Here is a 17,794-nt window from a genome sequence, read left to right as displayed (position 1 = left end):
TTATTATTTTTAGCGGCGACGACGGAGCTTCCCATAAAAAAACTATTTAAATTCTAATGACTTAGGTTGAAACTTCCTTTCTGATATTATTCGTATTTGATGCAATTCTTAAAACTCGATTAGGCACAAAATCTCTGCCCGCCATTCTCCAATCAAAAAAAGCTCTTTGATTTCAGCGGGTTGAAAAATGCCTGCTTGAAAGCGGCGGGTTCCGCTACAGGGCGGCGTCGCGTCTGCCCGGACGGCAGGACCGAAAATGCGTTTAAAACCCGGTTCGCGGGATTAAAGAATGTCCCGCAAGAGGGATGGTGGGCCCGGCAGGACTCGAACCTGCAACCAGACCGTTATGAGCGGCCGGCTCTAACCAGTTGAGCTACAGGCCCACAAGACGCGAAGTCCAAGCGGACCTGTCAGGGTTTAGCGCGGGCGCGGCGGCGGGAAAAGCCGTTGCTGTCAGCGGCCCCAGCGCGCGGCGCGGCCGCGGCCGTCCACATGAATGAACGGGCCGTGCACCGCGTTGGCGCCGTAGGAGCCAAGCCCGCCGTCTGGAAGGTCGTCGCGTTCGGCGAACAGCTCTTCAGCGTAGTCGTAGAGCCAGTCGGCGTCCTTCTTGTTCAGCTCTCCGTCGCCGTTCAGATCGTCCATCACGCCGTCCTGCGGCGCGACATCGACATAGACGTCGGACGCGTCCCCCCACATATGGCGCGAGAATTCGGTCGCCCCGATGCCGTAATTATAAAAGGGGGAACGGAAACCGCTCATCACATACAGCGTCTCGGCGTCCGTCACCCCGTCCTCGCGAAGGCTGATCAGCAGCGCCTCCAGGCGGCGCATCATCGGGTCCGTCAGCGCGATATATTTCGGCCAGTGGCCGGGTTGCTGCTTGCAGATGAACTGGCCGGCGCGGAAATGCGGCGTGATGCGGCGGTCCATGTCCTCTTCAGTCAGGCGGATATAGCCGGCCGGCGGGGTGCGCGGATGTTCGTCCATGCGGAATCCGTCCTCTGACCCGTCCTCGAAATTCTCCGCAGGCTCAAGCACGATCGCCGTAACCTGCTGCACGGTTTCGCCATCGCCATTCGTAATCTCGATATCGTGGAAGCCCGTTTCTTCCGGCGCCGTCCAGGAAACCTTGCCCTCGCTCACTTCCGCCAGATCGCCATCCACGCGCAGGGAATGTCCGCCAGGCAGGCCAAAGCGCGCATTCTCGCCCGGCAACAGTTTCACGAACCAGAAATCATAGGGCGCCGCCTCGCCATTGAGCAGCAGCGGCGCATCGTCCTCGGCGCCGGATACAAAGGCGGCGGCTTCCCCCGCAATCGCCGGGCCGGGCGGCACCATGTCGGTCTCAAGCGAATCAGCGGGCAGCGACGCCTTGTTCGCTCCGGTCAGGCGGGCGGACAGCGCCGCCACCTTTTGCGGCGCGGCGTCGGGCCCGGGCTCACGATATTCCCGCAGGCCCCGCCGCTCGCCAGTTTCAGGCGGGGTCCGGGGCTGATCGAACATGACGCCGTCCTGATGACCGGGTTCAAGGTCATCGGCCAGCGCGGACGCAATCAGCGCCGCGCCGGCCACAGAGGCGCACAGGAAAATGGCGGCTTTCATCAGGCTGTCCCGTCCGTTCCTCAGGTCCCGGTTATCCAGCCTGCAGCGAAGCATATTGCTCTGACGAAATCTGGGCAGGCTCGGCCATCATGACAGGCTGCTCCTGACGCTGGTAGATATCCCGCCAGAAATAGACTTCGCCGTCTTCCACCGTGGTCAGGTCATAGGTGATCTCGACCGGGATTTTCCAGGCCAGCGGGATGCGCTGGTTGTCGCCGCTGCGGACCGCGCTTTCCACGTCATCGGTCGCGCCGCCGGCGCGGGCGGTCCAGCTGGCGAATTTCACCGGGTCTTCAAGCCGGATACAGCCCGAGGAGAAAGCCCGCTCGTCCTCCGCGAACAGATGATCGTCCGGCGTGCCGTGCAGATAGATCGCGTCCTTGTTGGGGAACTTGATTTTCAGTTCGCCCAGCGCGTTCCACGGGCCGGCCTTCTGCACCAGACGATAGCGGGAGGGCGCCTCGCTGCTGTGCCAGTTCACATTATAGGCGCTGACGCGGTCACCGGATTCGCGGTCATAGACGATGAAATTATGCGCGTCCGCATAGCCGGGATCGGCGCGGAGCTTGGACAGTTTCTGACGGATCATCAGGCCGGTCGGCACATACCAGCGCGGATTGGCGACGATGAATTCGGCTTCGTCGCTGAAACTCGGCGTCGGCGTGCTGGTCTTGCCGACGATCGCCTTCATGGAAAGGACTTCCTTGCCGTCCTCCCAGGCCTCGGCCTGATAGGAAGGGATATTCACACGGATCAGCTTGCCGTCGCGGCCGGCGATCTCGCGTTCCGCCTGCATCGCGGTTTCAATCCGCGCAATCTTGGATTCGACGGATTCGTTCAGCGCCTCCAGCGTGCGCGGACCGACCACGCCGTCGCGCTTCAGCCCATGACGGGCCTGAAAGGCTTTCAGCGCGTTCTGAAGCTCCGGGCCGTAAACGTCCTGCCGGGATATATCGTCCGCGTCCGGGCCCATATCGCCCAGCCGCACAGACTGGAAGAATCCCTGCTGCTCGCCGGCGTAAAAGCCTTCCGCCTCCAGGCGCTGACGCAGCAGGGGAATGCGCGGATCACTGTCGCCCGCCTCGATCAGCTCGCCCTCGGGCAGGGCGCGCCATCCGCCATCCGCGGCGATGTCGCGATAATGCTCCAGCTCCTCGTTCAGCGCGCTCCAGTTCTGACGGTCCTGGTAATCGCGCGGCGCCTGACGGCTGCCGAATGCGCCGCTCACCGGTTCAATCGCCGGCGCGGTGTTGGCGCGGTCTGCGCGGGCGGGCGCGACCAGATCCATTCCGGCGGCGATGTCGCCGTTGGCCGCGGTCAGCAGGGCCTGCGTTGTCTGGGAATGCGCCGGCGCGGCCTTGGGCGAGCGCACGGCGGCGCCCTCGTCCTGAAGCCCGCGGCTGACCTGCTCGGCCAGCTGAAGGAAGGCGCAGCTCATGGCGATTTCCGCCTGCGCCAGTTGTTCGGCCGATTGCGGCTGGCGCGGAATGGTCATCAGGGTTTCGCTCAGCCGGGGCGTGATTTCCGCATCATGGCGGCGGGCGGTTTCACGGATCGCCTCTTCGAACGACTGCCCGTCATAGGTCCAGATCGGCTGGAAGAGATTGCGCGCATAAGCGGCCCGGGCGGCCTGCGGCACGCCTTCGGAGAGATTTTCCGCCAGCATGGCTTCAAACGCGCCGTCGGTGATCTGGGTCTCCAGCGCGGAAGATATGGCGGCGGAGGACAAGGCCGTGGAATTCAGGGCGTTTGTATCCTCGGCATTGGCATCGGCCGTCAGAACGCCGGATGCTACGGCAAGGGAACCGATCGCGGCGGCGGTGCTCAGGGCGGCGCTCATGCCAGTCAGGGCTCTCATTATGACGTCTCCGTTTTTATCATCTTGGCCGGAGGAAGGCGGCAAAGCCCTGTTCTGTTCCCGAATCTAAGCCATTCTTTTTCATGTGTTTTTCGATGGAACCATCGGACAAAAAACGCGTTTGGCGCCGTCACATTTAAGGCGGCCGGGTCATCGGAATGTCCCCGCTTCGCCTTGATCCTGTCGTGATTCCAAGATCAATTGGCGGGCGTGAGAGGGACGTTACAACCGCCCGCCCTCCAAGGAGATTTCATATGATACGATCCGCCCTAGTCGCCCTGACCCTGCTGGCCGTTCCGGCCTCGGCCATGGCGCAGAATGTCGATTTGCGTCCCAAGCTGTCGCTGAACGCCACCGGCGAGGCCAAGGCCGCGCCCGATATGGCCACGCTCTCCGCCGGCGTTGTCAGCCAGGCCCAGACCGCCGAAGCCGCGTTGTCCGAGAACTCATCCAAGATGAACCGCGTGGTGGCGGAGCTGCGCAAGGCGGGCGTCGCGGACAAGGATATCCAAACCTCGAACCTGAATATCAGCCCGGTCTACGCCAATAACCGCGAGAACACCGAAACCGGCCCGCGCATCAGCGGCTATCGCGCCTCCAACCAGGTCACCGCCACCGTGCGCGATCTGGACGATGTCGGCCCGGCGATCGACGCCATGGTCCGCGCCGGCGCGAACAATGTGAACAATGTCGGCTTCAGCCGTGAGAATTCGGACGAGGAAATGGACGCCGCGCGCCGCGACGCCATGGAAAAAATTCTGGAAAAGGCCCGCCTTTACGCCGAGGCCGGCGGCTTCAAGCTTGGCCCGATTCTGGAGCTGAGCGAGAGCGGCGGTTATTACCCGCAGCCGCAATATGCCCGCATGGCGATGGCCGAATCCGCGGACGGCGCCACCCCGGTCGAGCCGGGCGAGCTGACCATGTCGGTCAACGTCAACGCGACGTTCCAGATCGAATATTGATTGTTTTCAGGAAAGGATCCGGTCAGGCGGCCCTGGGCTGGCTGACCGGCTCGTTCCGCTCGTCCAGCTGCACCACGGTCGGCGCGTAGCTGGCCGCCGCTTCCGCATCCATCTGGGCGTAGGACACCACGATGATGCGGTCGCCGGTCTGCACCATGCGGGCCGCCGCGCCATTCACGCCGAACACGCGGCTGCCGCGCGGCGCTTCGATGGCGTAAGTCGTGAACCGGGCGCCCGAATTGATATTCAGCACGTCCACCTGCTCATGCGGCAGAATGTTCGCCGCATCCAGAAGATCGCGGTCAATGGCGATCGATCCCTCGTAATTGAGGTCCGATTGCGTCACCACCGCGCGGTGGAGCTTGGCTTTCATCATCGTCAGGATCATGTCGGGTCAGCCCTCATTCCATAAGCTGTCTGGCCTGATATGGGGCTATATAGGGGGCATCCTTCGCAGATGCAAAAAATTCCGGCGCCCGGTTTTTCTTGCGGAAAGTCCTTGGGAATTGACGCTCGAAGCGGGATACTCTTGGAAAAACGCCCAGACATTCAGACAAGCAGAGGCTCATGAGCCAGGTCCAGACCAAAAGCCGGATACGGGAAAGCGCGTCCCGCGCCGAAATCCACAGTTGTGTTGTGGAGAAACTCTCCCATTACGCGCCCCTTAGCGACTCCGAAGCGCGGCTGATTTCACGGCTGGAGGAACGCCCCCGCACCTTCAAGGCGAACGAGGTGATTTGCGGCTCCGGCGAGGAGCTGGGCAGCCTGTTCATCGTCCGCGAGGGCCGCGCCTATACCTATCAGATCCTGGGCGATGGCCGCCGCCAGATCCTGCAACTCTACTATCCCGGCGATATTATCGGCACGCGGGACATCGTCTTCGAACAGTGCACCGCCTCCACCGTCTGCGCGACGGAGGCCGTGCTCTGCCCCTTCGACAAGAAGGACCTGAAGGAGGTGTTCGAGAAGGCCCCGAAGGTCGCCGCCCTGATCTACGCCATCGGGATGCTGGAGCAGGTCGTGGTTCTGGACCGGCTGAAAGCGATCGGCCGGATGCAGGCGCGCGAGCGTCTGGCGCATTTCCTTCTGGAGGTTCTCAGCCGCTCACGCGTGGCCTGTCACGACCCGGCGGCGCCGCTGGAGCTGCGCCTGAACCAGGAAACCATCGGCGATGTTCTGGGCCTGACGCAGGTCCATGTGAACCGCACGTTCAAGCAGCTGGAGCGCGACGGCCTGATCAAGCGCGTCAACGGCAAGATGGAGCTTCAGGAAGCGGAGCTGACCCACATCGCCGAATTTACCGACCGCTATCACCGCATCGACACGTCATGGTTCCCGGTTTCGCGGGAAGACTAGTTGGCGGCTTCATTCGCCCCTGAGGCGTTCCCCGCTTCATCGGCGGCGTCCGCCATGGGGCCGCCATACCGCGTCCCGAAATAATCGCCGGCGTTCCAGACCGGCCGTTCGTCGGCATTGGCCACCTCGGTCATGATCTCGTAATTGGCGCGGGCGAACTTGGCCCCGGCCAGATAGTTCAAAGGCTGGCTGAGATCATCGCCGGGACGGTGATAATTGGTCGCCAGAAAACCCCGGAACTCCGTCTCGCCCTCGCCCTCGAACCCGGTCATCAGGAACAGCGAGGGGATGCCCTGCTGAACGAAGCGGTAATGGTCGCTGCGGGTGAACAGGTTCTGGTCGGGCAGCGGGTCGGGCGTCAGGGTCACGCCGATCTCCGCCAGCGCCGACTCGGTCAAGGACCCCAGCGTGGAATGGTCCGCCCCGAACGCGATGACGTCCGTAAAATCATAGAGCAGGACCGGCATGTCCAGATTGATATTGGCGATGATCGATTCTTTGGGGACGGTCGGGTTGTTGACGTAATATTCCGCGCCGACCAGCCCCTTTTCTTCCGCCGTCAGGGCAATGAACATCAGCGAGCGGCGCGGCGCGGCCTCTGACGCCGTCACGCGCGCCACTTCCAGCATCGCCGCCGTGCCGGAGGCGTTATCCATCGCGCCATTATTGATCTTGTCCCCGCCATCGACGCGTTCGGAAATGCCGATATGGTCCAGATGCGCGGTCAGCACGACATATTCGTCCTTCAGCGCCGGGTCCGAGCCCTCGACCACGCCGATGACATTCTCGCTCGCCAGGTCCGAATGCTCGTTGACCGCAGACATGCGGACAGAGACCGGCAGGTCAAAACCCGCAATATCCGCTCCACCGGCCTCCGAGGCGGCCATGATGTCCTCATAGCTCCGCTCGGCGCCTTCAAACAGGCGCGCCGCGCCGGCCTCGCTGAGCACGGCCTGCCCGTCCAGTCCGGGCGCGGCCTCGTACGCCGTCCCGTCCGGGCCGATCCAGGTGATGCTGCCGCGGCCCGCGAAACGCGCCAGCGTTTCGAACGAAAAGCGGCGCTGCCCTTCCGGGGCCATCAGAACGATCATACCCGCCGCGCCCTGTTCCACGGCGGTTTCCGCCTTGGTGGTGCTGGACGCCAGATGCGCGGCCAGAGAGCTATCGACCCCCGGCGGCGCGGCGCCGATCACCGCCACGATCTTTCCTTCCGCGTCGATCCCCGCGTAATCGTTCCGCTGCTCCGTCACCGCGCCGTAGCCGGCAAACACCACCGGCGCCTCGACAAGGGTCTCGGTCCTGTTGGGATCGTCGCCGGGCAGAAATTCCACCCGCGCGTCCAGCGTCTCTTCACCGCCATCGCGCAGAATGGCGAATCCGGCGGCCTCGACATCGCTGGTATAGCGGCGCAGGGCCACCGGTTGCATGTAGCCCTCGCCGGCGCCCGGTTTCAGGCCCGCCTGCGCAAACTGGCTGGCGACATATTCGGCCGCGATGTCATAGCCGCGGGTTCCCGCCTCGCGCCCCTCAAGCTCGTCACTGGCCAGAAAGCCGATATGGGCGCGGATATTGCGCGCCTCGAACAGGGGGTCGTTCGCCGCGTCATAGCCGGCGGACTGCGCGTCGCCGCCGCGGGCGCCGGCGGCCTCCCCGTCAGTCTTTTCGCTGTCCGCCCCGCAGGCGGCCAGCAGCAGCGCCGCCGCGATCAGGATTGCTCGTGTCATGCTTGTCGTCCCCATCTGTCCTTGCGCTCCTTCTAGCCCCCGCAGCGACAGGCGCAAATGTCTGCGCCGCCGCACGGGCGCATAACGGGCATTCCCGCGCCGAAACACGCGCCGCACGGCGCGCGGCGCCGTCACTGTAAAAGGGCGCCGCGCCGCTCTTCCCAAGCGCGGCGGCCACCCCACATCATTTTCAAGAAGCCCCCCATGGCTTCCGCATCATCGATCGGTCCTCCCCACAAGCCGATCGACCCCGCGCCCCGTCATTCCTCCGCGAATGGCGGGGCGCTTTCATTTGAGGAAACGCGGAATGGAAAGCGGCCTAGCGCTTGTCGCGCCAGTTTTCCATGGCCGAAGAAATCGCGAACGTCTCCCGGTATTTCGGGGAGTCGGAGGGGCGCGGCGGCTTGTCCCGCGTCAGCTCCATGATCTCGGCCAGCTTATTGTGCGCCGCGCCGGACTGGCCCGCCCCGATATAGGCGTGCAGCTCGACCAGCGCGTTGGACAGCGGGTCGTCCGCCCGGATCACGAAATAGGGTTCGTCGTCAGCCAGGTCGGGCAGGCAGTCGAACTGGGACGGATTGGCTTTCGAGCCGAGCGGCGCAGACATGGCGGGTAGCCTCGCAATAGTGAGAATCAGTCACCGCCAAGCCTACAGGATAGCCAAGGTCCGCGCCTAGCCGCCCTCGTCCTCGCCCTCCAGCCCGTGCAGCGTCCAGCGCTGGACCGAGACTTCCTCCGCGCCGGAGGAGCGGTAGAGCCCGTCCGCGGCGTCGGTTTCGGAGCTGGTCCACATCATGAAGGTGGCCGGGCTGGCCTTCACATCCTCGACCACGGCCTCGAACAGCGCCCGGCCCGTGCCTTCGCCGCGCCCTTCCGCGCCCACGCAGACCTCGGCCAGCCACGCCCCGGCGCCGCCGTGGCCGCTGTCATAATAGGCGTGCCAGACGGCGTAGCCGACCGGAACCTCGTCCTTCTCGGCGACCAGGACATGGAAGCTGGTGTCGTGCTGGAACAGCGAGGTCTTGATGCCCTGCGGCGTGCAATGTTCGGTCGAACACCCAACCACCTCGTTCAGCTGGGCGGACAGGCGGCCAATCGCGGCGGCGTCTTTGGGACGGGCGGCGCGGATCTTGATCTCGGTATCGGACATGGGCGGCGTTCCTTTTGTCTGGGCGTCAGGGAGCGGGAAATTCACTCCCAGCACTTCAAACCCGAATCCGGGATAGAGGGTTCCACCGCATGCGCCGCCGCCCAGGCGATCGCAAAAGGCGACATCAGGTCCTGTCCGTCCTGCCGGTTGGTCAGGACGATGGCGGACACCCCGTCATCGACCGCCCGGACATAGGCCGTGCCGGAATAACCGGCATGGGTGACGATGCGCTTTCCGCCGGCCACATGCGACCACCAGCCCCGCGCATAGCCCCAGCGTTCACAACGCTCCCCGGCGTCGAATTCCCGCTGGATCTCCCACGCCGCCTCCATGGCCGCGGCGTTGATGACCTCGGGATCGGCCAGTTCAGCCTCCCACTTCATCATGTCGTTGAGAGAGGACATCACCCCGAAATGCGGCGTCAGTTCGAACTGCCAGACCCGGCGGTTGCGCTGTATCCCGCCGTCCTTCCACGCATAGCCCTCGGCGCGGTGCGGCACGATGGCGGACTGGTCCAGGAAGCGCGTCTGCGCCATGCCCAAGGGTTCGAAATACTCGGCCTGCATGTGTTCGTCGAAAGTCTGCCCGGTCACCGCCTCGACAATCACGCCCAGCAGGAAATAACCCTCGTCCGAATAGGACCAGTCGGTCCCCGGCTCGGACAGCATGGGCGTCGCCTTGGCCGATTCCAGCATATTCTCTCTGGAATAGTCGGTCAGCAGAACGCCGTCCGCCGTCTCCTCGAAGCGGTGATCCAGCCCCGCCATGTGGCTCAGCAGCATGTCCACCGTGATCGCCCCCCACGCCTCCGGCGCGTCCTCGACAAAATCGGTGACCGGCGCGTCCAGAGACAGCCGCCCCTCCTCGACCAGCGTCATCACCGCCAGCGCCGTCATCTGCTTGGTCAGCGAGGCCAGCTCGAACACCGTATCCGGCGTCACCGGCGCATCATGCTCCAGACTCGCCGACCCATACGCGCCGACATGCACAGCCTCGCCATCCCGCATCACCGCCACGGCGGCGCCGGGGAAATGCCCGTCTTCCATCAGGCGTTCGATGACGGGGTCGAGATCGTCAATGTGAGGCTGCGCGGCGGCCGGTGCGACGAAAGCGCAAACAAGGGCGGCCGCGCTGGCGACCGGGCGAATAAAAGCGATCATGAACAGGAACTCTGGGCAGCGAAGGATAACGCCAGACCCTACCGGCCCGCCCCCATCGAACCAAGAAAAAAGCCCCGGCGGAACCGGGGCTTTTTCGTTTCTAATTGTCGAGGAAGCTGCGGAGTTTCCGCGAGCGGCTGGGGTGTTTCAGCTTGCGCAGCGCCTTCGCCTCAATCTGGCGGATACGTTCGCGCGTCACGCTGAACTGCTGGCCGACTTCTTCCAGCGTATGGTCGGTGTTCATGCCGATGCCGAAGCGCATGCGCAGCACGCGCTCCTCGCGCGGGGTGAGCGAGGCCAGAACCCGCGTCGTCGTCTCGCGCAGGTTTGACTGGATCGCGGACTCGATCGGCAGGATGGCGTTCTTGTCCTCGATGAAATCGCCCAGATGCGAGTCTTCCTCGTCCCCGATGGGGGTTTCGAGGGAGATCGGCTCCTTGGCGATCTTCATCACCTTGCGGACCTTTTCCAGCGGCATGCCGAGCTTTTCGGCAAGCTCTTCCGGCGTCGGTTCGCGGCCGAACTCGTGCAGGAACTGGCGCTGGGTGCGGACAATCTTGTTGATCGTCTCGATCATGTGCACCGGGATGCGGATGGTGCGGGCCTGGTCGGCGATGGACCGCGTTATGGCCTGCCGGATCCACCACGTCGCATAGGTCGAGAATTTGTAGCCGCGGCGGTATTCGAACTTATCGACCGCCTTCATCAGGCCGATATTGCCTTCCTGGATCAGGTCCAGGAACTGCAGGCCGCGATTGGTGTATTTCTTGGCGATGGAGATGACGAGCCGCAGATTGGCCTCGACCATTTCCTTCTTCGCCACGCGGGCCTCGCGCTCGCCCTTCTGGACGGTGCCGACGATGCGGCGGAACTCGTCCAGCGGCACGCCGGTATCGGTGACCAGCTTGGTGATCTCGTCGCGGATCGCGTCGATTTCCTTGCCTTCTTTCTCGAAGAAGCGGGTCCAGGCCTTGGACTTGCCGGTCAGGTCCCCGGCCCAGTCCTCGTCCAGCTCGCGGCCGAAATAATTTTCCAGGAAATCCTTGCGCGGCACGCCCTGGCTGTCGGCCAGACGCAGCAGCTTGCCCTCAAAGCTCATCAGCTGCTTGTTGATGTCATAGAGCTGGCCGACCAGCGCCTCGATCCGGGCGTTGTTCAGGTGCAGCTGCTTGATATTGGTGATGATGGATTCCTGCAGACCGTCATATTTGTCGGCGGTCTTGGGGCCCAGATCCTTGCCCTGCGTGCGCAGCTGGATCAGCTTGGCCTGAAGCTTCCGGTAGGCGTCGAAATCGGACGCCACGGAATCCAGAATGCCCATCACGGATTCGCGAAGCTCGGCCTCCATCGCGGCCATGGACGGATTGACGCCCTCGTCATCGTCCTCGTCATCATCGGAATCTTCGTTTTCGGAGTCTTCCGAGGTTTCGTCTTCGTCCTCGTCTTCTTCCTCTTCATCCTCGACCACCTGTCCGCCATAGGTGGCGTCCAGATCGATGATGTCGCGCAGGAGAATACGGCCTTCCTGAAGCTCGTCGCGCCAGACCATGATGGCTTCGGCGGTCAGCGGCGACTCGCACAGCCCCTTGATCATGGTGTCGCGGCCGGCCTCGATCCGCTTGGCGATGGCGATCTCGCCCTCGCGGGACAGCAGCTCCACCGTGCCCATCTCGCGCAGATACATGCGCACCGGGTCGTCGGTGCGGTCGGCGGAGGCGGAGGTGTTGGTGGTGGGCGGGGCATCCTTTTTCTTGGTCACCGCACGGGACTTGGATTCCTCGCCCTCGCCCGCGGCGCCGGACTCGTCGTCATCGCCCGCGGCGTCCTCGTCGACGACATTGATGCCCATTTCCGAGATTTGCGAGAGCACGTCCTCGATCTGTTCGGAGTTGAACTCTTCCGAGGGGAGAACCTTGTTGATCTCCTCGTGCGTGACATAGCCGCGCTTCTTCGCGGCGGCGATCATCTGTTTGACCGCCTTGTCCGACAGGTCCAGCAGCGGGCTGTCCTGGCTCTCGGTGCGTTCGGCTGCGGCGCCGGCCGATTTGCTCATATTATATAACGCCCCTGTTGCTAGGACGGACCCGATCCCCCGAAAAGGACCGCCCTATTTGCGTTTCTTTTTCAACGCTTTCTCGAAAATCGCGCTGATCCGGTCGTCAAACCCGCTATCGCGCCCGGTATCGGGCTCGGCCTCGTCGGAGGGCCGGGTTTGAAGACTGCGCGCGCTGCGAAAGCGTTCCAGACTCTTTTCACTTGGATCGTCGACAACCGCCCGTCTGGCATGCGCCCGCTCTTCTTCCGCCGCGCGGCGCGATGCATAGACCTCATACGCCCGGCGCCAGGAATCCGAGGCCTTTTCCGGGTTCGAAAGGTCGCCGGAAAAGGTGGCGAGCAAGAGCCGCCGTTCGGAGTCGAGCGCGCCAAGCCGATCGCTCAATCCCAGCCGGGCGAAATGGCTCCTGAGCCCCTCAATGTCAAGCGTTTCTCCTGATTCACCCGACTCGATCAGGGCGTCGCGCAGGCGCGCGAGCGGCGCATCGGCGAATTCCATCTCGATCAGCTCCTCGGCGAACAGGTCCGAAAGCTCCGGACGCTCGATCGCCGCATAGAGCAAGGCGCGGCTCATCAATTCGGCCCCGCCCTTCTTTCCCGCGCGCGCTTTCAGCTCGCCCGTCGGCCCGCCGCGCTCCCAGTCCTCCATGGGGCGGCGCGGCGTCCAGGGGCGGCCGGTCCCGCCATTGCGGGCCTGCGGACGGGCCGGTTTGGTCAGCGCGTCGAAGCGGGAAAGCAGCTCGGCGCGATACTGCTCGCGCACGCTGTCGTCCTTGATCTCGCCCACCGCCTCGAACAGGCGGCGCTTCAGACCGGCGCGCGCCTCCGGCGTTTCCAGCGGCTCGGCTTCGTATTCCCGCCGCCAGACCATATCGACCAGCGGAATTCCGCCCTCCAGCGCCCGTTTCAGCGCCGCCGGGCCTTCCTCCCGCAACAAATCGTCCGGGTCGTTGCCCTCGTCCAGATGGATAAAGCGCAGCGACTTGCCCGGCTCCAGCAGGGGCAAGGCGCGCTCGACCACGCGAAACGCCGCGCGGCGCCCGGCATTGTCGCCGTCGAAGCACAGCAGCGGCTCCCCGCCCACGCGCCAGGCCAGCTTCATCTGGTCCTCGGTCAGCGCCGTGCCCAGCGGCGCCACGGCCTGCCCCACCCCGGCCCGGGCGCAGGCAATGGCGTCCAGATACCCTTCCACCACAATCAGGTTCTTCATGGAGGCCTTGGGGTCGTTCGCCGCCTTGCGCGCCTCTGTATAGCGGTAAAGCGTCATGCCCTTGTGGAAGAGCGGCGTGTCCGGGCCGTTGAGATATTTCGCCCGCGCCTCCTTGGAGAGCGCCCGCCCGCCAAAACTGACCAGCCGCCCGCGCGCATCATGGATCGGGAACATCACCCGCCCGCGGAAGCGGTCATAAGGGCTGCCGCCGTCATCGGGCTGAATCAGCAGGCCGGCCTCCACCAGCTCCGCCGGTTTCGCGCCCTTGGCGACCAGTTCGTCCTTCAGCGCCGTGCGCTGGTCCGGCGCGTAGCCGACGCCGAACCGCTTCCATTCGTCCGGTTTAAGCCCGCGCCGCTCCAGATAGGCGCGCGCCTCCTTGCCGTAGGCGCGCCGCAGCGCCGCCTCATAGAAAGCCTGCGCCGCCGTGATCCAGTCCAGAAGGGTGTTGCGCTGCTCGGCCCGGCGCTCGGCCTCCGGGTCCGGCGCTGGCAGGGCGAGGCCCGCCTCTCCGGCCAGCGCCTCCACCGCCTCGGGGAAACTCATCCCCTCGGTTTCCTGCAGGAAGGAGAAGATGTCGCCGTGCTTGCCGGAGGAGAAGCAGTGATAGAAGCCCTTCTCGTCATTGACGAAAAAGCTCGGCGTCTTCTCCTTGTTGAACGGCGACAGCCCGGCGAATTCCCGCCCCTGCCGGCGCAGCTTCACCCGCCGCCCGATCACCTCGGACGGACGCAGACGCGCCTTGATCTCGTCAATGAAATCGTCGGTGAACCGCATGGAGCCTCTTACCTAAGCTGTAAAACTAACTCGCCTGATGCGACTCCGCCATTAGGGACTGCGGCACATTTGCTGAATTGGGATATCTCATTACCCCCGCTAGTGTCCCCGGAAATGACGTAGTCATTATCCGGGGTCCAGAATGCACGCCGACGCCGAAAAGGCCGCCTGGGTCTACATTATGGCGAACCATCGAAACGGGACGCTTTACAGCGGTTCGACCGTCGATCTGGTGCGTCGGACATGGGAGCACCGCGAAGGATTCATTCCGGGCTTCACCAGGAAATATGGATGCAAGATGCTGGTGTGGTTTGAGGTCCACCCGGATCTGGAAACCGCTCTGGTTCGAGAGAAACGGCTGAAACGCTGGCGGCGCGCGTGGAAACTAAAACTGATTGAAGAGATGAATCCGCATTGGCACGATTTGTGGGAAGACTTGTCGCTGTAACGGCGTCCCTGGACCCCGGACAATGACTTTGTCATTTCCGGGGACTCTCGTTGATATGTCGACTTACAACCCTTCAACGAGCCCCCGGAAGCGCTGAAAGCGCTATCGGGGTCCAGTTTTCAGCGAAACGCGAGAAGCGCTTCTAGCGCAGCATGTCCTTCACCGCGGCGCCGGCCTTGGAGAAATCCATCTGCCCGGGATAGCGCTCTTTCAGCGCGCCCATGCAGCGGCCCATATCCTTCAGGCCGGAGGCGTCCAGCTCCTCGACGACATCGCCGGCGGCGGCGCTGATTTCCTCATCGCTCATCTGGCGCGGCATGTATTCGCGGATGATTTCCATTTCGTCGCGTTCGCGCTCGGCCAGCTCATAGCGGCCGGCGTCCTCGAACGCCTTGGACGATTCCTCGCGCTGACGGACCATCTTGGAGAGGATCGACATGATCTCCTCTTCCTCGCAGCCCTTGCAGCGATCCTCGGCCCGGGCGGCGATGTCCCGGTCCTTGATGGCCGTCTGGATGAGGCGCAGCGTCGAGACCTTCACGGCTTCGCGCGCCTTCATGGCGACCTTCAGATCAGTTTCGATACGCTCACGGAGCGTTGTCATATTTGCCTCCAGCCTGTGGCGCGCCACAAGCGGTAACGGTTAAAACCTTGTTTTGGTTCGATAAGTCCTGACAGTCCCGCGCGCTTGACGCATCAAGGTCTTCGACCCTACCTAAGCGGCCGCGCGGACACTCTTTCTCCGCGCTCACTACAGGGTGGCGTGACATATGGTGGAAGCTTCTGCAAATCAAGGCGCCACCGCAATCCTGGCGCTCGCCGACGGCTCGGTATTTTTCGGCCGGGGCGCGGGCGCGACAGGCGAAGCGGCGGGCGAACTTTGCTTCAACACGGCAATGACCGGGCAACAGGAAATCCTGACTGACCCCTCCTATACCGGACAAATCGTCTGCTTCACATTCCCCCATGTCGGAAATGTGGGAGCCAATCCGGACGACATGGAAACCGGCCGCAAGGACGCCGCGCTGGGCGCGGTAATGCGCGCCGACATCACGCGCGCGGCCAACTGGCGCGCGGCGCAGGATTTTGACGACTGGATGGAATCGCGCGGCATTGTGGGCGTCACGGGCGTCGATACCCGCGCCATCACCAAGCGAATCCGTGAAAACGGCATGCCGCACGCCATTGTCGCGCACGACCCCGATGGCCAGTTCGATGTCCCGGCCCTGATCGAAAAGGCGAAAGCCTTCGCCGGTCTGGAGGGCGCGGACCTGGCCAGCGCCGTTACGACCGAAGAATCCTATGGGTCCACAGAGGCGCGCTGGGACTGGCCGGACGGCTTCCCGCAGACCGCCGATGACGCGCTTCATGTCGTGGTCATGGATTTCGGGACCAAGAAGAACATCCTGCGCTCGCTTGGCGCGTCCGGCCTGAAAGCCACCGTCGTTCCGGCGAAAACCACCGCCGATGAAATTCTGGCGCTGAAGCCCGACGGCGTGATGCTGTCCAACGGCCCCGGCGATCCCGCCGCGACGGCGGAATACGCCGCCCCGGTGATCCGCGACATCATCGCCGCCGGCGTGCCGGTTCTGGGCGTCTGTCTCGGCCATCAGCTTCTGGCGCTCGCCGCCGGGGCGAAAACGGTGAAGATGGAGCAGGGTCATCACGGCGCGAACCACCCGGTGAAGGATCTGACCACCGGCAAGGTGGAGATCGTCTCGATGAATCACGGCTTCGCGGTGGACCGCGACACCCTGCCGGATTCGCTGGAAGAGACGCATGTCTCCCTGTTTGACGGCACCAATTGCGGCCTGCGCTTCAAGGACGCGCCGGTCTTCGCCGTGCAGCATCACCCGGAAGCCTCGCCCGGTCCGCAGGACAGCTTCTATCTATTTGACCGCTTCGCAGACGCGATGCGGGAGCGGCGGGCTTGACCGGGCCAAGCCGCCGAAGCGTTCTCGCCGGGGCCGCGGCCCTGGCGGCCTGCCAGCCCGCGTCCACGCCGCAATCGGTGTTGCGCGTGGGCCTTCCCACCGGCGCGGATTCGCTGGACCCGTTCGTGGGCCAGTTCGCCGCCGCCGCCATTATCTATCGCCAGATCCATGCCCCGCTGGCCGGCTACCGGGATGATCACGCCGTGACCGGACGCTGGGAGTCGGAGGGCGGTTTCATGCGCTGGACGGCGCATCTGCGTCCCGGCCTGAAATGGTCGAACGGCGAACCGCTGACCGCCAGCGACATCCTGTGGAGCCTGCGCCGCGGCGCCAACCCGGAAACCGCCGGCCCGGATGTCGGCGATCTCTCGATTATCCGCGGCGCGCTTGAAATCGTGCGCGGTCAGTCCGCGCCGGAGGCGCTGGGCGTCCGCGTTCTGGACGGGCGCACGCTGGAATTCACCCTCACCCGGCCGCACGCCGATTTCCCCGATGCAATGCGCGAGTTCTATCCGATCAATCCGCGCGCCGTGGAAACTCATGGACCGGACTGGACCCGGCCGGAAAATTTCGTCTGCTCCGGCCCCTATGTTCCCGTGGCAGAAAGCCAGCTTTCGCTGACGCTCAAGAAAAACCCAAATCATCACCGGGCCGATGCGGTCTCCATTCCGGAAATCGAGATGTCGGTGGTGGAGGATGCGGGGGCCCGCGTCCGCCTGTTCCGCGCCGGAGATCTGGACCTGGCGCTGGACCCGCCCGCCAACCGGCTGGAGGAACTGCGCGGCCTGCTGGGCGATCAGGCCCGCACCTATGACGCGCCGCGCCTTGTCTATCTGAAGGTCAATCATGACCGCGAACCGCTGGCCGATCCGCGCATCCGCCGCGCGCTTCATATTTCCATCGACCGTGAATTCATCGCCGGCCAGATCATCGGCGGCTCGGCCGAACCCGCCTTCACCGCCGTGCCCGGCGTCGCCGAAAGCCTGAGCGCCACGCCGCACGAGACGCGCATGGAGACCGCCGCGCGTCTGGTGCGGGAGGCGGGCTATGGCCCGGACAATCCCTTGACGCTGGGCCTTCTGCATTCGGGCGAGGAACGCGCCCGCGTCGCCGTGGCGCTGGCCGATGACTGGGCCCGCATCGGCATCAACGCCGAAATCCAGGCCAGCGAATCGACCGGGCTGTACGCCATGGTGGGCGAGGGGCGCTTCGATCTGGCGCTGGCCCGCTTCGACCGCGGCATGCGCTCGGCCAACTGGCGTTATCTGGAACCCTTCGCGCCCGGCGGTTTCGCCGCCAATTTCGGCTGGGAAGACCCGGCCCTGGCGGCGCTGATCGAGGATATTCAGGCCGAAGGCGATCCCGAACGCCGCGACGCCCTTGTCGCGCGGGCCGAAGGTTTGATGATGGATCAGGCCAATCTGATCCCGCTAATGCGCGAAAACGCCATCTGGCTCATCGCCTCCCGCATCCAGGGCGCGGACGACGAACAGCCTGTTTTCTGGGGCGATCTGGCCCTGTCGGCGCCCGCTGGCTGACAAAAGCGCGCTTTTCG

The 17,794-nt window shown here is 64.2% G+C and carries 15 protein-coding genes and 1 tRNA gene; 5 read left to right on the top strand and 11 right to left on the bottom strand.

What is annotated here, in order from left to right; genetic code table 11:
- Positions 1-306: 306 nt before the first annotated feature.
- The 3 genes from L338_RS03625 to L338_RS03615 form a co-directional block, all read right to left on the bottom strand.
- A tRNA-Ile gene (locus tag L338_RS03625) sits at positions 307-383 on the bottom strand.
- Between the two features lie 70 nt (positions 384-453).
- Positions 454-1,605, bottom strand: coding sequence for a M15 family metallopeptidase domain-containing protein (locus L338_RS03620; protein ID WP_022697000.1), 1,152 nt, complete (start codon positions 1,603-1,605; stop codon positions 454-456).
- 31 nt (positions 1,606-1,636) lie between these two features.
- The gene (locus tag L338_RS03615; protein WP_161624594.1) at positions 1,637-3,463 is read right to left on the bottom strand and encodes a L,D-transpeptidase family protein; all 1,827 of its coding nucleotides are present in this window, start codon (positions 3,461-3,463) and stop codon (positions 1,637-1,639) included.
- A 254-nt stretch (positions 3,464-3,717) separates the two neighbouring features.
- Between L338_RS03615 and L338_RS03610 the strand changes: the two genes are divergently transcribed.
- Entirely contained in the window at positions 3,718-4,425 is a 708-nt protein-coding gene (locus tag L338_RS03610; protein WP_022696998.1) for an SIMPL domain-containing protein, read from the top strand.
- A gap of 22 nt (positions 4,426-4,447) precedes the next feature.
- Here the strand turns inward: L338_RS03610 and panD are convergent, their stop codons facing one another.
- Positions 4,448-4,813 carry an aspartate 1-decarboxylase gene (gene panD, locus L338_RS03605; RefSeq protein WP_022696997.1) on the bottom strand — a complete coding sequence of 122 codons (366 nt, stop codon included), beginning with the start codon at positions 4,811-4,813 and terminating at the stop codon, positions 4,448-4,450.
- A gap of 179 nt (positions 4,814-4,992) precedes the next feature.
- Here panD and L338_RS03600 point away from each other — a divergent pair, with 179 nt between their 5' ends.
- On the top strand, positions 4,993-5,781 hold the full coding sequence (locus L338_RS03600; RefSeq protein WP_022696996.1) for a Crp/Fnr family transcriptional regulator: 789 nt from the start codon (positions 4,993-4,995) through the stop codon (positions 5,779-5,781).
- Here L338_RS03600 and L338_RS03595 read toward each other — a convergent pair.
- From L338_RS03595 to dnaG, 6 genes are all read right to left on the bottom strand, one after another.
- A complete protein-coding gene (locus L338_RS03595; RefSeq protein ID WP_022696995.1) occupies positions 5,778-7,505 on the bottom strand; it encodes a M28 family peptidase in 1,728 nt (575 codons plus the stop codon). The genes L338_RS03600 and L338_RS03595 overlap by 4 nt on opposite strands.
- A 319-nt stretch (positions 7,506-7,824) precedes the next feature.
- Positions 7,825-8,112, bottom strand: a complete 288-nt coding sequence (locus tag L338_RS03590) for an aspartate decarboxylase (protein ID WP_022696994.1) — start codon at positions 8,110-8,112, stop codon at positions 7,825-7,827.
- A 66-nt stretch (positions 8,113-8,178) separates the two neighbouring features.
- A complete protein-coding gene (locus tag L338_RS16285; RefSeq protein ID WP_022696993.1) occupies positions 8,179-8,655 on the bottom strand; it encodes a GNAT family N-acetyltransferase in 477 nt (158 codons plus the stop codon).
- 41 nt (positions 8,656-8,696) lie between these two features.
- Positions 8,697-9,815: a serine hydrolase domain-containing protein gene (locus tag L338_RS16280; RefSeq protein WP_022696992.1), complete on the bottom strand. Its 1,119-nt coding sequence runs from the start codon at positions 9,813-9,815 to the stop codon at positions 8,697-8,699.
- Between the two features lie 100 nt (positions 9,816-9,915).
- On the bottom strand, positions 9,916-11,868 hold the full coding sequence (rpoD, locus tag L338_RS03575; protein ID WP_022696991.1) for an RNA polymerase sigma factor RpoD: 1,953 nt from the start codon (positions 11,866-11,868) through the stop codon (positions 9,916-9,918).
- Positions 11,869-11,922: 54 nt separating this feature from the next.
- Positions 11,923-13,857 carry a DNA primase gene (gene dnaG, locus L338_RS03570; protein ID WP_022696990.1) on the bottom strand — a complete coding sequence of 645 codons (1,935 nt, stop codon included), beginning with the start codon at positions 13,855-13,857 and terminating at the stop codon, positions 11,923-11,925.
- 142 nt (positions 13,858-13,999) lie between these two features.
- On the opposite strand from dnaG, the gene L338_RS03565 reads away from it, so the two are divergent.
- The gene (locus tag L338_RS03565; protein ID WP_022696989.1) at positions 14,000-14,305 is read left to right on the top strand and encodes a GIY-YIG nuclease family protein; all 306 of its coding nucleotides are present in this window, start codon (positions 14,000-14,002) and stop codon (positions 14,303-14,305) included.
- A gap of 142 nt (positions 14,306-14,447) precedes the next feature.
- Here L338_RS03565 and L338_RS03560 read toward each other — a convergent pair whose 3' ends face one another.
- Positions 14,448-14,909 carry a GatB/YqeY domain-containing protein gene (locus tag L338_RS03560; protein ID WP_022696988.1) on the bottom strand — a complete coding sequence of 154 codons (462 nt, stop codon included), beginning with the start codon at positions 14,907-14,909 and terminating at the stop codon, positions 14,448-14,450.
- 166 nt (positions 14,910-15,075) lie between these two features.
- On the opposite strand from L338_RS03560, the gene carA reads away from it, so the two are divergent.
- Together carA and L338_RS03550 are read left to right on the top strand one after the other, a co-directional pair.
- Positions 15,076-16,239 (top strand): glutamine-hydrolyzing carbamoyl-phosphate synthase small subunit, encoded by a 1,164-nt coding sequence (gene carA, locus L338_RS03555; protein WP_022696987.1) that lies wholly within the window; start codon positions 15,076-15,078, stop codon positions 16,237-16,239.
- The gene (locus L338_RS03550) at positions 16,236-17,777 is read left to right on the top strand and encodes a peptide ABC transporter substrate-binding protein (protein WP_022696986.1); all 1,542 of its coding nucleotides are present in this window, start codon (positions 16,236-16,238) and stop codon (positions 17,775-17,777) included. Before carA ends, L338_RS03550 begins: the two co-directional genes overlap by 4 nt.
- The last annotated feature ends 17 nt before the right edge of the window (positions 17,778-17,794 follow it).

It is taken from the genome of Euryhalocaulis caribicus (assembly GCF_000412185.1).
Classification (GTDB): domain Bacteria; phylum Pseudomonadota; class Alphaproteobacteria; order Caulobacterales; family Maricaulaceae; genus Euryhalocaulis; species Euryhalocaulis caribicus.
Note: the sequence above shows the minus strand (reverse complement) of the source record. Positions and strands in the feature narration are given on the sequence as shown.

Coding starts and splice junctions, on each gene's coding strand:
- L338_RS03620 (WP_022697000.1), bottom strand. CDS start 1,605: ATGAAAGCCGCCATTTTCCTGTGCGCCTCTGTGGCCGGCGCGGCGCTG.
- L338_RS03615 (WP_161624594.1), bottom strand. CDS start 3,463: ATGAGAGCCCTGACTGGCATGAGCGCCGCCCTGAGCACCGCCGCCGCG.
- L338_RS03610 (WP_022696998.1), top strand. CDS start 3,718: ATGATACGATCCGCCCTAGTCGCCCTGACCCTGCTGGCCGTTCCGGCC.
- panD (WP_022696997.1), bottom strand. CDS start 4,813: ATGATCCTGACGATGATGAAAGCCAAGCTCCACCGCGCGGTGGTGACG.
- L338_RS03600 (WP_022696996.1), top strand. CDS start 4,993: ATGAGCCAGGTCCAGACCAAAAGCCGGATACGGGAAAGCGCGTCCCGC.
- L338_RS03595 (WP_022696995.1), bottom strand. CDS start 7,505: ATGACACGAGCAATCCTGATCGCGGCGGCGCTGCTGCTGGCCGCCTGC.
- L338_RS03590 (WP_022696994.1), bottom strand. CDS start 8,112: ATGTCTGCGCCGCTCGGCTCGAAAGCCAATCCGTCCCAGTTCGACTGC.
- L338_RS16285 (WP_022696993.1), bottom strand. CDS start 8,655: ATGTCCGATACCGAGATCAAGATCCGCGCCGCCCGTCCCAAAGACGCC.
- L338_RS16280 (WP_022696992.1), bottom strand. CDS start 9,815: ATGATCGCTTTTATTCGCCCGGTCGCCAGCGCGGCCGCCCTTGTTTGC.
- rpoD (WP_022696991.1), bottom strand. CDS start 11,868: ATGAGCAAATCGGCCGGCGCCGCAGCCGAACGCACCGAGAGCCAGGAC.
- dnaG (WP_022696990.1), bottom strand. CDS start 13,857: ATGCGGTTCACCGACGATTTCATTGACGAGATCAAGGCGCGTCTGCGT.
- L338_RS03565 (WP_022696989.1), top strand. CDS start 14,000: ATGCACGCCGACGCCGAAAAGGCCGCCTGGGTCTACATTATGGCGAAC.
- L338_RS03560 (WP_022696988.1), bottom strand. CDS start 14,909: ATGACAACGCTCCGTGAGCGTATCGAAACTGATCTGAAGGTCGCCATG.
- carA (WP_022696987.1), top strand. CDS start 15,076: ATGGTGGAAGCTTCTGCAAATCAAGGCGCCACCGCAATCCTGGCGCTC.